The sequence below is a fragment of the Ruegeria sp. AB10 genome, assembly GCF_056542745.1.
The window spans coordinates 539256-554392 of sequence record NZ_JBQGAI010000001.1; the positions used below are offsets into that span (position 1 = coordinate 539256).

At 60.4% G+C, this 15137-nt stretch carries 18 protein-coding genes; 11 read left to right on the forward strand and 7 right to left on the reverse strand.

Features of this window, described 5'->3' with window-relative positions:
• Positions 1-120: 120 nt before the first annotated feature.
• On the reverse strand, positions 121-906 hold the full coding sequence (gene rpiA / locus ACR0NT_RS02665; RefSeq protein ID WP_170670971.1) for a ribose-5-phosphate isomerase RpiA: 786 nt from the start codon (positions 904-906) through the stop codon (positions 121-123).
• 167 nt (positions 907-1073) lie between these two features.
• Here rpiA and ACR0NT_RS02670 point away from each other — a divergent pair, with 167 nt between their 5' ends.
• Genes ACR0NT_RS02670 through ACR0NT_RS02680 form a run of 3 tightly spaced genes read left to right on the forward strand, consistent with a single transcriptional unit; the run spans position 1074 to position 3583 of the window.
• Positions 1074-1775 carry a glutathione S-transferase family protein gene (locus tag ACR0NT_RS02670; protein WP_170671585.1) on the forward strand — a complete coding sequence of 234 codons (702 nt, stop codon included), beginning with the start codon at positions 1074-1076 and terminating at the stop codon, positions 1773-1775.
• Between the two features lies 1 nt (position 1776).
• The gene (locus ACR0NT_RS02675; RefSeq protein WP_170670969.1) at positions 1777-3150 is read left to right on the forward strand and encodes an L-serine ammonia-lyase; all 1374 of its coding nucleotides are present in this window, start codon (positions 1777-1779) and stop codon (positions 3148-3150) included.
• Between the two features lie 22 nt (positions 3151-3172).
• On the forward strand, positions 3173-3583 hold the full coding sequence (locus tag ACR0NT_RS02680) for a GFA family protein (protein ID WP_170670967.1): 411 nt from the start codon (positions 3173-3175) through the stop codon (positions 3581-3583).
• On the opposite strand, the gene ACR0NT_RS02685 is transcribed toward ACR0NT_RS02680, so the two are convergent.
• Positions 3580-4305: a thiamine diphosphokinase gene (locus ACR0NT_RS02685; RefSeq protein WP_480442581.1), complete on the reverse strand. Its 726-nt coding sequence runs from the start codon at positions 4303-4305 to the stop codon at positions 3580-3582. The two genes, ACR0NT_RS02680 and ACR0NT_RS02685, sit on opposite strands and share 4 nt — an antisense overlap.
• Positions 4306-4573: 268 nt before the next feature.
• Here ACR0NT_RS02685 and ACR0NT_RS02690 point away from each other — a divergent pair, with 268 nt between their 5' ends.
• A complete protein-coding gene (locus ACR0NT_RS02690; RefSeq protein ID WP_480442582.1) occupies positions 4574-6010 on the forward strand; it encodes a hypothetical protein in 1437 nt (478 codons plus the stop codon).
• Between the two features lie 177 nt (positions 6011-6187).
• Complete coding sequence (locus ACR0NT_RS02695) at positions 6188-6748, forward strand: GNAT family N-acetyltransferase (RefSeq protein ID WP_170670961.1); 561 nt, start codon at positions 6188-6190, stop codon at positions 6746-6748.
• 27 nt (positions 6749-6775) lie between these two features.
• Here ACR0NT_RS02695 and ACR0NT_RS02700 read toward each other — a convergent pair whose 3' ends face one another.
• The 5 genes from ACR0NT_RS02700 to nthA all read right to left on the reverse strand — a co-directional run bounded on the left by ACR0NT_RS02700 (position 6776) and on the right by nthA (position 10150).
• Positions 6776-7018, reverse strand: coding sequence for a DUF2842 domain-containing protein (locus tag ACR0NT_RS02700; RefSeq protein ID WP_170397687.1), 243 nt, complete (start codon positions 7016-7018; stop codon positions 6776-6778).
• Positions 7018-8313, reverse strand: coding sequence for an adenylosuccinate synthase (locus ACR0NT_RS02705; RefSeq protein WP_170670959.1), 1296 nt, complete (start codon positions 8311-8313; stop codon positions 7018-7020). The genes ACR0NT_RS02700 and ACR0NT_RS02705 overlap by 1 nt, the downstream gene beginning before the upstream one ends.
• Positions 8314-8526: 213 nt before the next feature.
• On the reverse strand, positions 8527-8865 hold the full coding sequence (locus tag ACR0NT_RS02710; protein ID WP_170670957.1) for a nitrile hydratase accessory protein: 339 nt from the start codon (positions 8863-8865) through the stop codon (positions 8527-8529).
• Positions 8862-9539, reverse strand: a complete 678-nt coding sequence (gene nthB / locus ACR0NT_RS02715; protein ID WP_170441691.1) for a nitrile hydratase subunit beta — start codon at positions 9537-9539, stop codon at positions 8862-8864. The genes ACR0NT_RS02710 and nthB overlap by 4 nt, the downstream gene beginning before the upstream one ends.
• Positions 9536-10150 carry a nitrile hydratase subunit alpha gene (nthA, locus tag ACR0NT_RS02720; protein WP_170441687.1) on the reverse strand — a complete coding sequence of 205 codons (615 nt, stop codon included), beginning with the start codon at positions 10148-10150 and terminating at the stop codon, positions 9536-9538. Before nthA ends, nthB begins: the two co-directional genes overlap by 4 nt.
• A gap of 151 nt (positions 10151-10301) precedes the next feature.
• On the opposite strand from nthA, the gene secG reads away from it, so the two are divergent.
• The 6 genes from secG to ACR0NT_RS02750 all read left to right on the forward strand — a co-directional run bounded on the left by secG (position 10302) and on the right by ACR0NT_RS02750 (position 15105).
• Positions 10302-10667 (forward strand): preprotein translocase subunit SecG, encoded by a 366-nt coding sequence (gene secG / locus ACR0NT_RS02725; protein ID WP_170325501.1) that lies wholly within the window; start codon positions 10302-10304, stop codon positions 10665-10667.
• 159 nt (positions 10668-10826) lie between these two features.
• Positions 10827-12470 carry a CTP synthase gene (locus ACR0NT_RS02730; protein ID WP_170670955.1) on the forward strand — a complete coding sequence of 548 codons (1644 nt, stop codon included), beginning with the start codon at positions 10827-10829 and terminating at the stop codon, positions 12468-12470.
• A gap of 103 nt (positions 12471-12573) precedes the next feature.
• Complete coding sequence (locus ACR0NT_RS02735) at positions 12574-13347, forward strand: isocitrate lyase/PEP mutase family protein (protein ID WP_170670953.1); 774 nt, start codon at positions 12574-12576, stop codon at positions 13345-13347.
• Between the two features lie 122 nt (positions 13348-13469).
• Positions 13470-13919 carry a tellurite resistance TerB family protein gene (locus ACR0NT_RS02740; RefSeq protein ID WP_170442938.1) on the forward strand — a complete coding sequence of 150 codons (450 nt, stop codon included), beginning with the start codon at positions 13470-13472 and terminating at the stop codon, positions 13917-13919.
• Positions 13920-13939: 20 nt separating this feature from the next.
• Positions 13940-14377, forward strand: a complete 438-nt coding sequence (locus tag ACR0NT_RS02745; protein ID WP_170441677.1) for a tellurite resistance TerB family protein — start codon at positions 13940-13942, stop codon at positions 14375-14377.
• Positions 14378-14382: 5 nt separating this feature from the next.
• Entirely contained in the window at positions 14383-15105 is a 723-nt protein-coding gene (locus ACR0NT_RS02750) for a phosphate/phosphite/phosphonate ABC transporter substrate-binding protein (protein ID WP_480442670.1), read from the forward strand.
• The last annotated feature ends 32 nt before the right edge of the window (positions 15106-15137 follow it).

A 15137-nucleotide genomic window follows, 5' to 3' on the forward strand; every position in this document is an offset into this window, starting at 1 on the left:
AGGCCAAAATTCGATGATTATCTGGGGTCGAAAGACGCGCTGCCAACCCTTGTCGGTGTGTAAACTTCACCTAAAGCACTGCCTGCAAGTCTGTTTCCCACTTCTGCTCTTGCGCCGGTCTCAATCTGCCAGATCCGAGAAAAGGTTGTCTCCACCCTCGACCAGTTGGTCCAGCTCGGTGGTACCCGCATTAATGTCGCGCAGCTCGACCCGGCCATCACCGTGGCCGATCACAACCTTGTCACAGATGTCGATGAACAGTCCGTTTTCCACCACGCCCGGCACCTGATTGAGCACCAGAGTCAGTTGGCGCACGTTACCGATACGCTGCAGATGCAGGTCAAGAATGTGGTTGCCTTCATCGGTCACAAAAGGCGCTTCGCCGTTCATCCGCAGCATTGCCGAGTTGCCCAGAACATCCATCGTGTCCAGCGCCTCTTCGATCAGGGTCCGCGTGGTCTGCCAGCCAAAGGGGATCACCTCGACCGGCAAGGGGAAGGCGCCCAGCGTTTCAACCTCTTTGCCCGCGTCTGCAATTACCACCATCTGGTCGCTGGCCGTGGCGACGATCTTTTCCTGCAGATGCGCACCACCGCCGCCCTTGATCAGGTTCAGCTCGCCGTCGAACTCGTCCGCGCCGTCAATGGTCAGGTCCAGCCATCCGGCCTGATCCAGCGAGACCACCTCGATCCCGACCTCGCGAGCCAGCTGCGCGGTGCGGATTGAGGTCGGCACCCCTTTGACCCGCAGCCCCTCGGTCTGCACCCTTTCACCCAGACGGCGCACCATCCAGGCGGCAGTGGACCCAGTACCCAACCCAACGCGCATCCCGTCCTGCACCATATCGGCGGCACGGCGCGCGGCGACATATTTGGCCTTGTTAATGGGGGACATATCTCGGGTCATGGCAGCGTTTCCCTGTATTGCTTCAGGGTTTATACGGAATGCAACCGCCGACTGCGAGAGCCAATTCGCCCCACCGCAGCGCAAACATCTATCGAAAATACGCGTTTCCGATTGGAAACGTCGCAATCGAGGCTTTCGCGGTGGCCCCGGCGATATACATAGATTTCATGACCGCGCCCTATCGCCTGCATTATGCCCCCGACAACGCCTCTCTGGTGATCAGACTGGCGCTGGAAGAGATGGGCCTGCCCTATGAAACCGTTCTGGTGGACCGCCGCCAGAACGAGCAGGACAGTGCGGCCTACCGGCAGTTGAACCCAAACGGACTGATTCCTGTACTGGACACACCGCAGGGGCCGATCTTTGAAACGGCGGCCATCCTGTTGTGGCTGGCCGACACGCATGGGCAACTGGGCCCGTCCCCCGAAGCCCCTGATCGGGCGGCATTTCTGAAGTGGCTGTTCTTTGCATCGAACACGCTGCACGCCGATCTGCGCATTCTGTTCTACGCCGAGAAATACATCAACGCCGCACAGGCCGAGACCCTGCGCGACGGCATCCGCCCGCGCCTGCGCCGACATCTGCAGGTATTGGAAGCCGAGGCAAAAAACGCGCCAACCTGGCTGCATCCTGAACAGCCCTCGGTTCTGACCTACTATCTGGCCTGTCAGATGCGGTGGATGGCGCTGTACCCGGCCAGCGCCGATCGCAGCTGGTATCAGCTGTCGGACACCCCTAATCTGCAAGCGATCCTTACGCAGCTTGAAACCCGCCCCGCAACCCAGTCCGCCATCGCGGCCGAAGGGTTGGGGGTTACACCATTCACATCCCCGAGTTACGCTACTCCTCAAGAAGGCTCAGCTACCTGACATGTTTCTATCTGTCTTCGATATGTTCAAAGTGGGCATCGGCCCGTCTTCGTCTCATACCATGGGGCCGATGGTTGCGGCCGCCCGGTTTCTGGACCTGATGCGCGCCTCGCCGTTCGAATTCGCGGGGCTGCGTGGATCACTGCACGGCTCACTGGCCTTCACCGGAGTTGGCCATGCGACCGACCGCGCCACCATCCTGGGGCTGGCCGGTTTCGTGCCCGACACCTATGACAACGACAAGGCCGAGGCCGCACTGGCCGCGATCGCCGAAACGCACTCAGTCACGCCCGAAGGCCTGCCGACACTGAATTTCGACCCCAAGACCGACCTGATCTTTGACTACGATCACAATCTGCCCGGCCACGCCAACGGCATGATCCTGATGGCAACCGATGCGCAGGGCGACGTGATCCTGCGGCAGGTCTATTACTCGGTCGGCGGCGGCTTTGTCCTGACCGAAGAGGAACTGGCCGAGGGCAAGGACACCAATGACGGCCCACCCGTGCCCTACCCGTTCCACTCGGCGGCGGAAATGTTGGAAATGGCGAATGCCAGCGGCAAAAGCATCGCCCAGATGAAGCGCGAGAACGAAGTCGCACGCGGCTGCCCCATCAGTTTCGCGAAGGGTACTGCGCGCCTTTGGGAAGTCATGAACAATTGCATCGAACGCGGCCTGAAGACCGACGGCATCCTGCCCGGCGGTTTGAACGTGCGCCGTCGCGCCAAAGGCATTCACGAAGCTCTGCTGGCCGAGCGGGGCATGAACCTGAACGCACCGCACACCATCAACGACTGGATGAGCGTCTACGCCATGGCGGTAAACGAGGAAAACGCCGCCGGAGGTCAGGTCGTCACTGCGCCAACCAATGGCGCGGCGGGCACGCTGCCTGCGGTGCTGCGCTATTACCTCGACCACGTGCCGGGGGCCTCGGAAAGCCATGTCGAAGATTTCCTGCTGACCGCTGCAGCCATCGGCGGTCTGGTCAAGTACAACGCTTCGATCTCGGGCGCCGAGGCAGGGTGTCAGGCCGAGGTCGGCAGCGCCTCGGCGATGGCCGCAGCCGGTTTGTGCGCCGTGATGGGCGGCACGCCTGAACAGGTGGAAAACGCCGCCGAGATCGCACTGGAGCATCACCTGGGCATGACCTGCGACCCGGTCAAAGGATTGGTTCAGGTACCCTGCATCGAACGCAACGGGCTGGCGGCAATCAAAGCGGTGTCGGCTGCGTCGCTGGCGCTGCGCGGCGACGGCCAGCATTTCGTGCCGCTGGATGCGGCCATCGAAACCATGCGCCAGACCGGGCATGATATGCACGAAAGGTACAAGGAAACGTCTCTGGGCGGTCTGGCGGTGAACGTACCCAACTGCTGACGCCACAACCGAAGGGGATACCATGCGGGGTCATTGTCTGTGCGGCACCATCCGGTACGAGGTCGACCCTCCGGTCCTGTCCTGCGTCGCCTGCCATTGCGACAGTTGCAGACGGCAATGTGCGGCACCGATGACCACCTATTTCGGCGTGCGCGATGGCCAGTGGCGCTGGACCGGTGATGCGCCGAAAACCTTCAACTCTTCGCCCGGGGTCGAACGCAGCTTTTGCCCGAACTGCGGTACGCCGATCTCGTTCCGGTCGCAATCCATGTCGGACGTAATGCATCGTTACGTGGCGACGCTGGAAGATCCGAACCAATTGGAACCGACGCTGCACGTGGCGCATGAGGAAAAACTGCAGTGGCTGAAATTGGGCGACGGCCTGCCCACCTGCATCGGGCCCGACTACACCAAGGTCCAGCCCCTGCCCTAGGCGCGGGCGGGCCACCCCTCGGTCCGATCTGACAGAAACGCCTGCATGACATGATCCAAAGCGTCGCGGGGCACCATCACCAACAGGCCGGGTCCATCTACAGTCAATTCCACATCAGACAACGCCCGGTTGGACGTGCCAACGCGGCCGTTCGGTTCCAGCACCAGATCGTCAATCGGCCATTCCAGCCCCTTGCTGCGGCCGGTTACGTGCTGAAATGGAAACAATGAAACCACATCCCCGGGGGTGAGGTTCAGTCCGATCCGCGGCGGCGCATGGAAAACGACTTCGTGCTCACCCATCAGGACGCATGGCCGATCCTGCAGCCGCACCAGCGCGTTAAGCACCGCCATCTGGTGATCCAGCCGACCGCCGAGAAACCCGACCCCCAATACCAGGGGCGCATCAATGCTGCGCAGAGCCTTGTCGAAATCCGTGCTGTCTTGTTCTCGTATCGGAAACAAACGGTCCGTGGGAATTCGGTCAAGATAGGCGCCACTCAGCGAATCAAAGTCACCGATCACCGCGTCCGGCATCCGCCCCGAATCCATCATGGGAATCGCTCCACCATCAGCGGCCACGACCGTATTGACGCGAATCAGCGTCTGATTCAGGTCATCAGGGCCGATTTCACCGCCCCCAACCAGCGCAATTGGCGCCTCAGACCGCACAATTTGATTATTTTTTCGAAGATTGGACATTTTTTCCGGATTTGGACACATTGAGACCACAAAATGATAGGTTCATGCTGAGAGTTTCGAGCCATAGGTGTGCCCGCCGTCGGGTGAATGGCTCTTGTAGTTTGTAAAGGACGTGCGTCTGATGGTACAGAATAACAAGGTTTTAACCGTCTCTTATGGAACCTTCTCGTGCACTTTGGAAGGATTTGACGATTCCTTTGAGACGATGAAAGCGATTACCGAGTACTTTCGCGATCTTGCCACCGACGATCGTTATTTCGGTTCTGAACCTCCGCAGCCTGATACAGAAATGCTGACAAAAATCGCGCAGCGTGACGAGCGCCGCAAGGTCGAAGCTCGTCAAAGCGACGCTGGCCTGTTGATCCGCGCCACGGACGAACCCGCCCCCAGCGCGCCGGATTTGAACGTTATCAACACACCTCCCCCCCGGCCCCCCGTTTTCGTCGATGCCAAAGCCGAAGCCGTCGAAGACACGCCAGCCCCCGCTGAAGACAGCATTGCTGCCAAACTGCAACGCATCCGGGCGGTTGTTTCCCATTCCGAGGAGAACTCGGTCATCTACACCGAGGATGAAGAGACGACCCTGATGAAAAGCACAGCCGGTCCGTCAGATGCGGTCGCGGCGGCTTTTGCGGCCGGTTCTCTGAACCCGGCGGACTTTGAAACTCTCGAAGAGGCGGACGCGGTGGACGAAACGTCCGAGGCTGAACCGGAAATGCCTCAGATCGGAGAGGTCGAGGAATTCGCCGCTCCGGCCCTGGATATCGAACACGAAGCCCAGGATCAGGAAGCCGAGATCCAGGTCACCGAAATCGAGGAAGAGGCCGAAGACGAGGTCGCCTCAATCGATATCCTGTTCTCGGATATCGACGAAACTGGTGAGAACGAGCCCGAAGGCGATGAGGTCACCAACATCCTCAGCGATGCCGGTGCGGACGAAGACGCCAGCACGACAGTTCCTGAAGGCATCATGACAGAAGATGACGAGATTCACCTGCTGGATGAGATCGCCAGCCTGGAATCCATCCTAGCCGGTCGCGCCGAAACGACAGAGGCCAAAGCATCGGACCTGGACCACGATGTGTCGCGCCTGATGGACAAGGTCGGCGAACATCTGGACGACCCGGACACAAGCAACAGGCGCGAAGCTTATACCCAGTTGCGCGCGGCGGTTGCCGTCACCGAAGCCGAACGCAGCGAAAAAGGTGACGCCGATCAGTACGACGATGATCAGGACTACCGTGGCGATCTCTCCTCGGTTGTCAGCCCGCGCCGCCCGGAAGTTCAGGTGACCAGCGCCCGCCCTGCCAGTGACGAGGCGGCGCCGCTCAAACTGGTGGCCGAGCAGCGTATCGACAACCAGAGCGAAGATGCCGGACCGGTGACCCCCCGCCGTGTAACATCCGAGACCGAGGGTGAAGAGGCTGCCACGGAAGAAAGTGGATTTGCCCTGTTCGCTCAGGAACAAGGCGCGCAATCGCTGCCGGACCTGCTTGAGGCAGCAGCGGCCTATCTGTCCTTCATCGAAGGTCAGGAGCAGTTCTCGCGTCCGCAGTTGATGAACAAGATCCGCTCGCTCAAGCAGGATGAATTCAATCGTGAGGAAAGCCTGCGTTCGTTCGGTCAGTTGCTGCGGGACGGCAAGATCGAAAAAGCAGGCGGCGGGCGGTTCGCTGCTTCGACCCAGATCGGCTTCCGCCCGGATGACGAGCGCGCCGCCGGGTAACCCCTCTTGCAAATCAGTTGACGATGGGCCGAAGGTTTCTTCGGCCCATTTTTTATGCACACAGGCATCGCCACTCTCCTTTTGCAGGTTGGCTCACTATGCTGCGGCGCAGAAAAATGGTAAGGTCGGGCGTAAGGTGACCGTTCTTTCCGATCCCGTTCAAACAAAGGCCCCGCCGTGTATGAACTGCCAATTCGACGCCTTCGGGTATATGACAAATCCAAAATAGAAAGCCATTTCAACAGCCTGGACATCGAAGCTCTGACGTCGCGATTTGGTGCTCCGGTCAGTGCCGCATATGTTCAGACCTATCTGTCCGGGATGTTTGACAATGCCGCTTTGATCTTCGGAGCCTTTCCGGATTCCTGTTTGCGCGGCGTTGGCGAACTGCGTGTGTTGCCAGACAGTCAGACGCATGTGGCCGAGGCCGCCTTTACGGTCGAATCCGCGTGGCAGGATCGCGGTATAGGGGATGCCTTGCTGTCGCGGATCATTACTGCGGCCAGGAACCGTGGAATTCGCGAAGTGCACATGCTGTGCCTGGCCACCAACCAGAAAATGCGCCGTCTGGCCGAAAAACACGACGCTGATCTGAATCTGGTCACGGGGCAGATTCAGGCCACTTTGAACGCGCCCTGGCCCACCCCGCTCAGCGTTGCTGAAGAGATTTCCGGCGAGTACCACGCAATGGCCCGCGCCATCCTCAGTTGGCCCGGGCCGGACCGGACTCCGGGGTAAATTGCCCCAAACAGTTGCGCCGCCCTGTTATTCCGACGGCTGATCCGGGTCTTCCTTGCCAACGCCTTTGAACACGAACTTGAACGGCAGCGCCCAGACAATGCCCAAAGCGACATAGACCAGCAGCTCCAGCCAGATTGGCGGGCGGTCGAGCCAGTTCACGATTGTCACCACCGCCACGATATAGACCGGCAACCCAATCAACAGCAGCACCAGCGACCAGCGGCGCCGGGCCTTGTAGCTGAGGCCAGTCTTTCCGTCGTCGCTCATCAGTCAGCAAACGGGTCGGTCACCAGAATGGTGTCGTCCCGCTCCGGGCTGGTGGACAGAAGGGCCACGGGGCATTCGATCAGTTCTTCAACGCGGCGCACATATTTGATTGCGTTGGCCGGCAGATCGGCCCAGCTGCGTGCGCCTTCGGTGGATTCGCTCCATCCCGGCATTTCTTCGTAAATCGGTGTGCAGCGCGCCTGTTGGTCGGCCGCGGTGGGCAGATAGTCCAGACGTTCACCGTCCAGTTCATAGCCCGTGCAGATCTTCAGCGTCTCGAACCCGTCCAGAACGTCCAGCTTGGTCAGAGAGATGCCGTTCACGCCGCTGGTTGCACATGTCTGGCGCACCAGGCAGGCGTCGAACCAACCGCAGCGGCGCTTGCGTCCGGTGGTGGTGCCGAACTCATGCCCACGCTCACCAAGGCGTTGGCCGTCCGCATCGTCCAGCTCGGTCGGGAACGGACCCTCACCGACACGGGTGGTGTAGGCTTTGACAATGCCCAGAACAAAATCGATCGACCCCGGACCGATGCCGACACCCGTTGCCGCCTGACCGGCAATCACGTTGGACGAGGTCACAAAGGGATAGGTGCCGAAATCGATATCCAGCAACGCGCCCTGCGCCCCTTCGAACAGGATGCGTTTGCCCGCCTTGCGCTTTTCGTTCAGCACTTTCCAGACAGGCGCGGCGAAGGGCAGGATTACCGATGCGATCTCTTTCAGTTGCGCAATCAGCGCATCCCGGTCTACTGGCTCGATCCCCAGGCCCTTGCGCAGCGGGTCATGGTGCTGCAGCGCACGATCCACACGGGCCTCAAGCGTTGCCTCGTCAGCCAGATCGGCAACGCGCACGGAACGGCGACCAACCTTGTCCTCGTAAGCCGGGCCAATACCGCGACCTGTGGTTCCGATCTTGGTGCCTTTGCTGGCAGCCTCTTCGCGTGCGCGGTCCAGTTCGCCATGAATCGGCAGGATCAGCGGCGTGTTCTCGGCGATCATCAGCGTCTCGGGCGAGATATCGACGCCCTGCGCACGGATGGTCGCGATTTCCTTGATCAGGTGCCACGGGTCCAACACAACGCCGTTGCCGATGACGCTCAGCTTGCCACCGCGGACCACGCCCGAAGGCAGCGCGTGCAGCTTGTAGACTTCGCCATCAATGACCAGCGTATGACCGGCATTATGCCCGCCCTGAAAACGCGCGATCACGTCTGCCCGCTCGCTGAGCCAGTCGACGATCTTGCCTTTTCCTTCGTCACCCCACTGGGCGCCGACAACAACCACATTGGCCATATCCGGTCCTTTTGCGCTGAATTATCAAACTCGGCTCGTATAACGAGGACAAAGCGACAGGGAAACCGGTAATTCGCCGCAGATAGGAACCGCGCTGCGCGCGGTGCCTCCGGCGGGGATACTTTTGGCCAGATGAAGCGCGGATCCCTTGTTCATCTGTCTCCAAATATCCCGGGGGGGGTCGCCCGGAACGGGCGGCGGGGGCAGCGCCCCCTACTCGCTTGCAGCCAAACGCACTGGCTGACCATGAGGCGTCGTCAGATAAGCCTTTTCCCACGCATTCCTATACTGGGTGACTTCGCCAGAGACCGCCGAGCCTTGCTCGTCCAGCAACTGCTCGAGAGTTTCCAGCCACGCGTGGAAATAATCGTTGCCACCATCGAGGTCGCGATCCAGCCCGTGGCGCTTCAGCGTCTGCGAAAACCGCAGGGCCCAGTCAGCCCAATCGAAACGCCCAGCCTCGTTCAAAGCCACAGTCACCGCGAACACCTGAGCGTGCCAGGGTTCGGCAAAAACCGGTTCGGGCGCAGAATAGGCGGGGCAATCGCTCATGCTGGCACCAGATAGCTCTGCCAGAGGTCCAGAACGACCTCGTCCTTGGGGTTTTCCGGGTCCGCCCACAATTCCGAAGCAGGAAAAACCACCGTATAGAGCGGCTCTGGAGCCTCGCCAAACCCATGCGCGTTTGAGTCCGGCAGCACATGTGTGCCATGCAGCCGCATGACCTTGCCCGTGGCACCGGATGCGTAAATCGGCAGGCGCGTGTGGCCGCCGTCAACCAGTCGATTGGCGGCCGGATGCACGGTACGTACAGTCTGCCCTACCTTGTACCGTGCGGGGATATCTGACGGACGATCTGCCGCCCCCCCGCTGGCCAAAACACCAGCAACGGCTTCAGCCTTCAATGCGCGGCTTGCCAGCGGGTGCGTGTCGTTACTCGCTTGGCCGCGCAAATCCTTTTCGGTCAGCACGCCGGTTTCGACCAACAGATCGGCCAGAGCTGAAATCCACTTCTCGTAATATGAAAACCGCGTGTAATCCTGGGGGGACAATCGTTCGCGTGCGTGACGTTTTACATCGATATTCCACTGACCCAAAGAGTCCGCAGCCACCGTCACTGCCAGCGCTCGAGCGTGCCAATCTTCTGAAAAGATCGGAACGTCATCGGATTCGGGGTAAACAGGTCCATCACCGAAACGTCCGCCCATATCATGTACGCGGGTCATGTCGTCACCTTTGGCAATCCGGTGCCGATCATGCTATCGCGGGTGACCAGAGCGGCCAAATCCTCTTCGCTGAGGCCACCCGTCGCCTGTGGGCGCATCGGGAGAACAAGGTACCGCACCTCGGCAGTCGAATCCCACACACGAACCGAAGTCGTTTCAGGCAAGCTCACCCCGAAGTCTGCCAGCACTTTGCGCGGCTCACGCACGGCCCTGGCGCGGTAGGCGTCGGATTTGTACCAACCTGGTGGAATACCGAGCAGCGGCCATGGGTAGCAGCTACACAAGGTGCACACGACCATATTGTGCTGTTCGGGCGTATTCTCGACCACTACCATGTGTTCGCCCTGGCGCCCATAATAGCCCAGATCAGCGACAACTGGCGTGGCATCTTTGAGCAGAGCGGCCTTGAAATCCGGATCGATCCACGCCTTTGCAACCACACGCGCACCGTTCTGAGGGCCGATCCTGTTCTGATAGGTGTCGATGATTTCATCCAAAGCGGCCGGATCGATCAGCCCCTTGCGGGTCAGAATCGTTTCAAGCGCCTTGACCCGCAGCGCGGGATCGGGCGGTAACAAGGCGTGCGGGTGGTCGGGATCATCATGCGGCATGGGACGCAGCCTGCGTCACCTTTTGCCCACCTGTCCAGTCTCTTTGCCGTGATGCCGCATATCAGGGATCATGATGGCAACTCCTCCCTTGCCCCCGAGATCAAACTTGCATAAGTACCACGCGATACACGCCACGCTGTACAGGACCACCATGGAAAACGTCGTTCTCATCATCCATCTTCTCTTGGCTCTGGGCCTGATCGCCGTTGTCCTGATGCAGCGGTCCGAAGGCGGTGGCCTGGGTATGGGCGGTGGTGGCGGTGGCGCCATGACCGGCCGCGCAGCAGCGACGGCATTGGGCAAGGTGACCTGGATTCTGGCGGCGTGCTTTATCGTGACCTCGATCACGCTGACCATTCTGGCCGCCCAGAAATCTTCGGGCAGCTCGGTAATCGATCGTCTGGGCGTTCCGGCCCCTGCGGCGACCGAGGAAAGCACTCCGGCCGTTCCGTCGACCGACGATCTTCTGCCTCCGGCTCAAGGTGACAACGCGCCGCTGATCCCGCAGGCCGACTGATCCACTACACTTAGAAATCTAAAAGAGAGCTGCAACAGCATCTTGCGGTTCTCTTGCGCTATGCGCGCGAATCCTTTATACGTGAAGTCCCGTGATGCTGCGGTTTTTTCAAGCCGTCGGGCAGCTGATTTTGACGTCTCACGGGAGCAGCCGAAAAACATGGCGCGTTTTATTTTCATCACTGGTGGTGTGGTTTCGTCCTTGGGTAAAGGACTGGCTTCGGCGGCTCTGGGCGCGCTGTTGCAGGCCCGGGGATATTCGGTGCGTCTGCGTAAGCTTGACCCCTACCTGAACGTCGATCCGGGCACGATGTCACCATTTGAACATGGCGAAGTGTTCGTCACCGATGACGGCGCCGAGACCGATCTGGACCTGGGCCACTATGAGCGTTTCACCGGTGTTGCCGCGCGCAAGACCGACTCGGTCAGCTCGGGGCGGATCTATTCCAATGTGCTGGAGAAAGAACGCCGCGGAGACTACCTCGGCAAGACCATTCAGGTAATCCCGCACGTCACCAACGAGATCAAGGATTTCATCGCCATTGGCGAGGATGAGGTCGATTTCATGCTGTGTGAAATCGGCGGCACCGTCGGCGATATCGAGGGCCTGCCCTTTTTTGAGGCCATCCGCCAGTTCAGCCAGGACAAGCCGCGCGGTCAGTGCATGTTCATGCACCTGACGCTGCTGCCCTACATCAAGGCGTCCGGTGAGCTGAAAACCAAGCCGACCCAGCACTCGGTGAAAGAGCTGCGCTCGATCGGTCTGGCCCCCGATATTCTGGTCTGTCGTTCCGAAGGCCCGATCCCGAAGAAAGAGCGCGAAAAGCTGGCCCTGTTCTGTAATGTGCGCCCCGACAGCGTGATCGCCGCACAGGACCTTAGCACCATTTACGACGCCCCGCTGGCCTATCACCGCGAAGGTCTGGATCAGGCGGTTCTGGACGCGTTCCAGATCAGTCCTGCGCCGAAGCCCGATCTGGCCAAATGGGAAGACGTCAGCGACCGCATCCACAATGCCGAGGGCGAGGTAAAGGTCGCCATCGTCGGCAAATACACCCAGCTGGAAGACGCCTATAAGTCGATTGCCGAGGCCTTGACCCATGGCGGCATGGCCAACCGGGTCAAGGTCAAGATCGAATGGGTCGATGCCGAGGTCTTCGATACCGAGGACGCCGCTCCCTATCTGGAGGGCTTCCACGCCATCCTCGTCCCCGGCGGGTTCGGCGAGCGCGGCACCGAAGGCAAGATCAAGGCAGCGCAATACGCGCGCGAGCACAAGGTGCCCTATCTGGGCATCTGTCTGGGCATGCAGATGGCGGTGATCGAAGCCGCCCGCAATACAGCAGGCATTGCCGAGGCCGGATCCGAGGAATTCGACCACGAAGCCGGTAAAAAACGTTTTGAACCCGTGGTTTACCACCTCAAGGAATGGGTGCAGGGCAATCACCGGGTTGAGCGTAAAGTGGGCGACGACAAGGGCGGCACCATGCGCCTGGGCGCCTATGACGCGGTACTGGCCGAGGGCTCGAAAGTGGCTGAGGTGTACGGCGGAACTCAGATCGAGGAACGCCACCGTCACCGCTATGAGGTGGACATCAAGTACCGCGAAAAGCTTGAGAAAGCCGGCCTGAACTTCTCGGGCATGTCGCCCGACGGCCGTCTGCCGGAAATCGTCGAATGGTCGGATCATCCGTGGTTCATTGGCGTGCAATATCACCCCGAACTCAAATCCAAACCGTTTGACCCGCACCCGCTGTTCCGTGACTTTGTGCGTGCTGCGAAAGAAAGCTCGCGTCTGGTCTGATCGCGGACCGGACACCGCATTGTGACGGCGGGCGCAAAAAAACCTATACGCGCCCGCCCTTTCCACGGTTAACTGTCCTCGACCCAATGACAGGAGGCCGGCTATGACCAATCAGACCACCAAAGCGGAAGCATTCGCAGCCCTACACAAAAAGGGCGAACCGGTCATTCTTTACAACATCTGGGACGCAGGCAGCGCCGGGGCCGTGCGCGATGCGGGGGCCAAGGCGATTGCCACCGGCAGTGCTCCGGTCGCGATGGCACAGGGGTTTGGCGATGGTCAGAACATCCCGATGGAGGCCGCGTTGGATAACGCCCGTCGGATCGTCGCAGCGGTCGATCTGCCGGTAACACTGGATTTCGAAGGGGCCTATGCCGAGGATGTACTGGGCGTCGCCGCCAACGTCCAACGCGCGCTGGAGACCGGCGTTGTCGGCTTCAACTTCGAAGATCAGATCGTAGGCACCAGCGACCTGTATGCCATTGAAACGCAGGAAGCGCGGGTTAGCGCCATGCGCGAAGGCTGCGATGCAGCCGGTATCCCGGCCTTCATCAACGCCCGCACGGATATTTTTCTGAAAGCCAAGCCTGAAACCCACTCTGACGCTATGCTGGACGAGGCGATTGCCCGGGCCAAAGCCTATGCCGATGCCGGAGCCAGCGGGTTCTTTGCGCCAGGCCTGAAAGACGAAGCCATGATCGCTCGTCTATGCGAATCGACCGCCCTGCCGGTCAATATCATCGCCCTGCCCGGCACCCCTGACACGGCCACACTGGCCGGGTTGGGCGTGGCGCGGATCAGCTATGGTCCGGTCCCCTATCGGCAGATGCTGGGATGGCTTCAGGAGCAGGCAAAACAGGCCATTCAGACCGGTTGATCCCTTCACCTAAGTATCGCGCTCAGCGTGTTTTTGCCGCTTTGGGGAAACCGCCCGGTATTCGCAGCAATAGCCGGTAGTCGGTGCTTGGCGGGCTACAAAATATGGAATATCCTCGCGGCATGTTGAAGAAGTTCTTACAGGCTTTTCGCCCACCGCAACACGACAACCTGCCCGACCCGGACGCCGAACTGGCGCTGGGTGCGCTGATGGTGCGCGTGGCGCAGGCGGATCGGGATTACAAGCTTGAGGAAATCAGCCTGATCGACCGCATCCTTGCCCGGCTGTATCAGCATAACGCGATCGAGGCCGCCAAGGTCCGCGCCACCTGTGAAAGGCTGCACGCCGCCGCACCGGAAACCGACACGTTCGGCAAGCTGATCCGCGAAACCACCGATCTGCACGAACGTCTGGCCGCGCTGGACGCTTTGTGGGAGGTCGTGCTGGCCGATGGCAATTCCGACGAAGGCGAGATGAATATCGTGGAAGAGGCGCGCATTGCCATGGGGCTGAGTTTCAACGACAGCCAGACCGCGCGCGAACGGGTGCAAAGGCGCTTGGAAGAGCGTTAGACCCCCTCTATATCTAACACATGTTCAGTGATTTTCTGGCCCGGCTGACACAGCCCGCCCCCGACCCGCTTGCCGATGACGACGCCCGCCTTGCCCTGACGGCCCTGCTGGTGCGCATTGCGCGGTCTGACAACGATTATGCCGATACCGAAATGGCCCGAATCGACAAGATTTCGGCCGAACGCTATGGCCTGTCCCCGTTCGAGGCCGCCGCCCTGCGCGCCCGGGCCGAGGATCTTGAGGCCGAGGCGCCTGACACTGTCCGTTTTACCCGCGCGATCAAGGAAGCCATTGCCTATGACGACCGGCTCGCCGTTGTGCAGGCGATGTGGTCGGTTGCGCTGGCCGACGGGCAACGCACCGGCGAGGAGGATTCGCTTTTGCGGCTGGTGGTCAGCCTGCTGGGCGTTAGCGACGTCGATTCCGCTCTGGCCCGCCAAAAGGCTGCCAAATCGTGATTGCGATGCTGGGCATGTATGACATGCCCGCGCTGCAACCGGTGAATGACCGGTTCTGGACATTGATTCGGGGCCACCTTGGCTATGGTCCCGATCACCTGACCCGCGATGCGGATGTCTGGGATGTCTGGCTGAATCCCGAACTGACATTTGCTCAAACCTGCGGGATGCCCTATCGCACCCAGCTGCATGGCAAAGTGCAACTGGTCGGAACGCCCGACTACGGGTTGGCAGGCTGCCCGCCGGGCTATTACCGATCCATTTTTGTTTCCCGTCGGGATGACCCCCGCGATCTTGGTCAGCTGACGAAGGGCACCTTTGCCTATAACGAAAAGCTGTCACAATCGGGCTGGGCGGCACCGATGGTTCATCTTGAAGCGCACGACCAGCAGCCCAATGCCATCATCGCAACCGGCGGCCACGCGCAATCGGCAAACGCAGTCGCAGAAGGTAAGGCAGATTTCGCGGCTCTGGACGCGCTGACTTGGGAGCTGCTCAAAGCACACACCAGCCTTGGGGCAGTACTGCGCGAGGTCGCCACTACACTTCCGACACCCGCCCTGCCCTATATCACCGCCACGGACCAGGACGCCGCCGCAATCGCCCGTGCCGTTCGCGCCGCGATTGGCGACCTAACACAGCCGGATCGCGAATTGCTGCACCTTCGCGGCCTGATCGACATCCCGGCGGGTGACTACCTGTCGGTCCCTAATCCGTCTCAGGTTTAGACAACCGGGCTTGCTTGCTGACCGATTTGGTC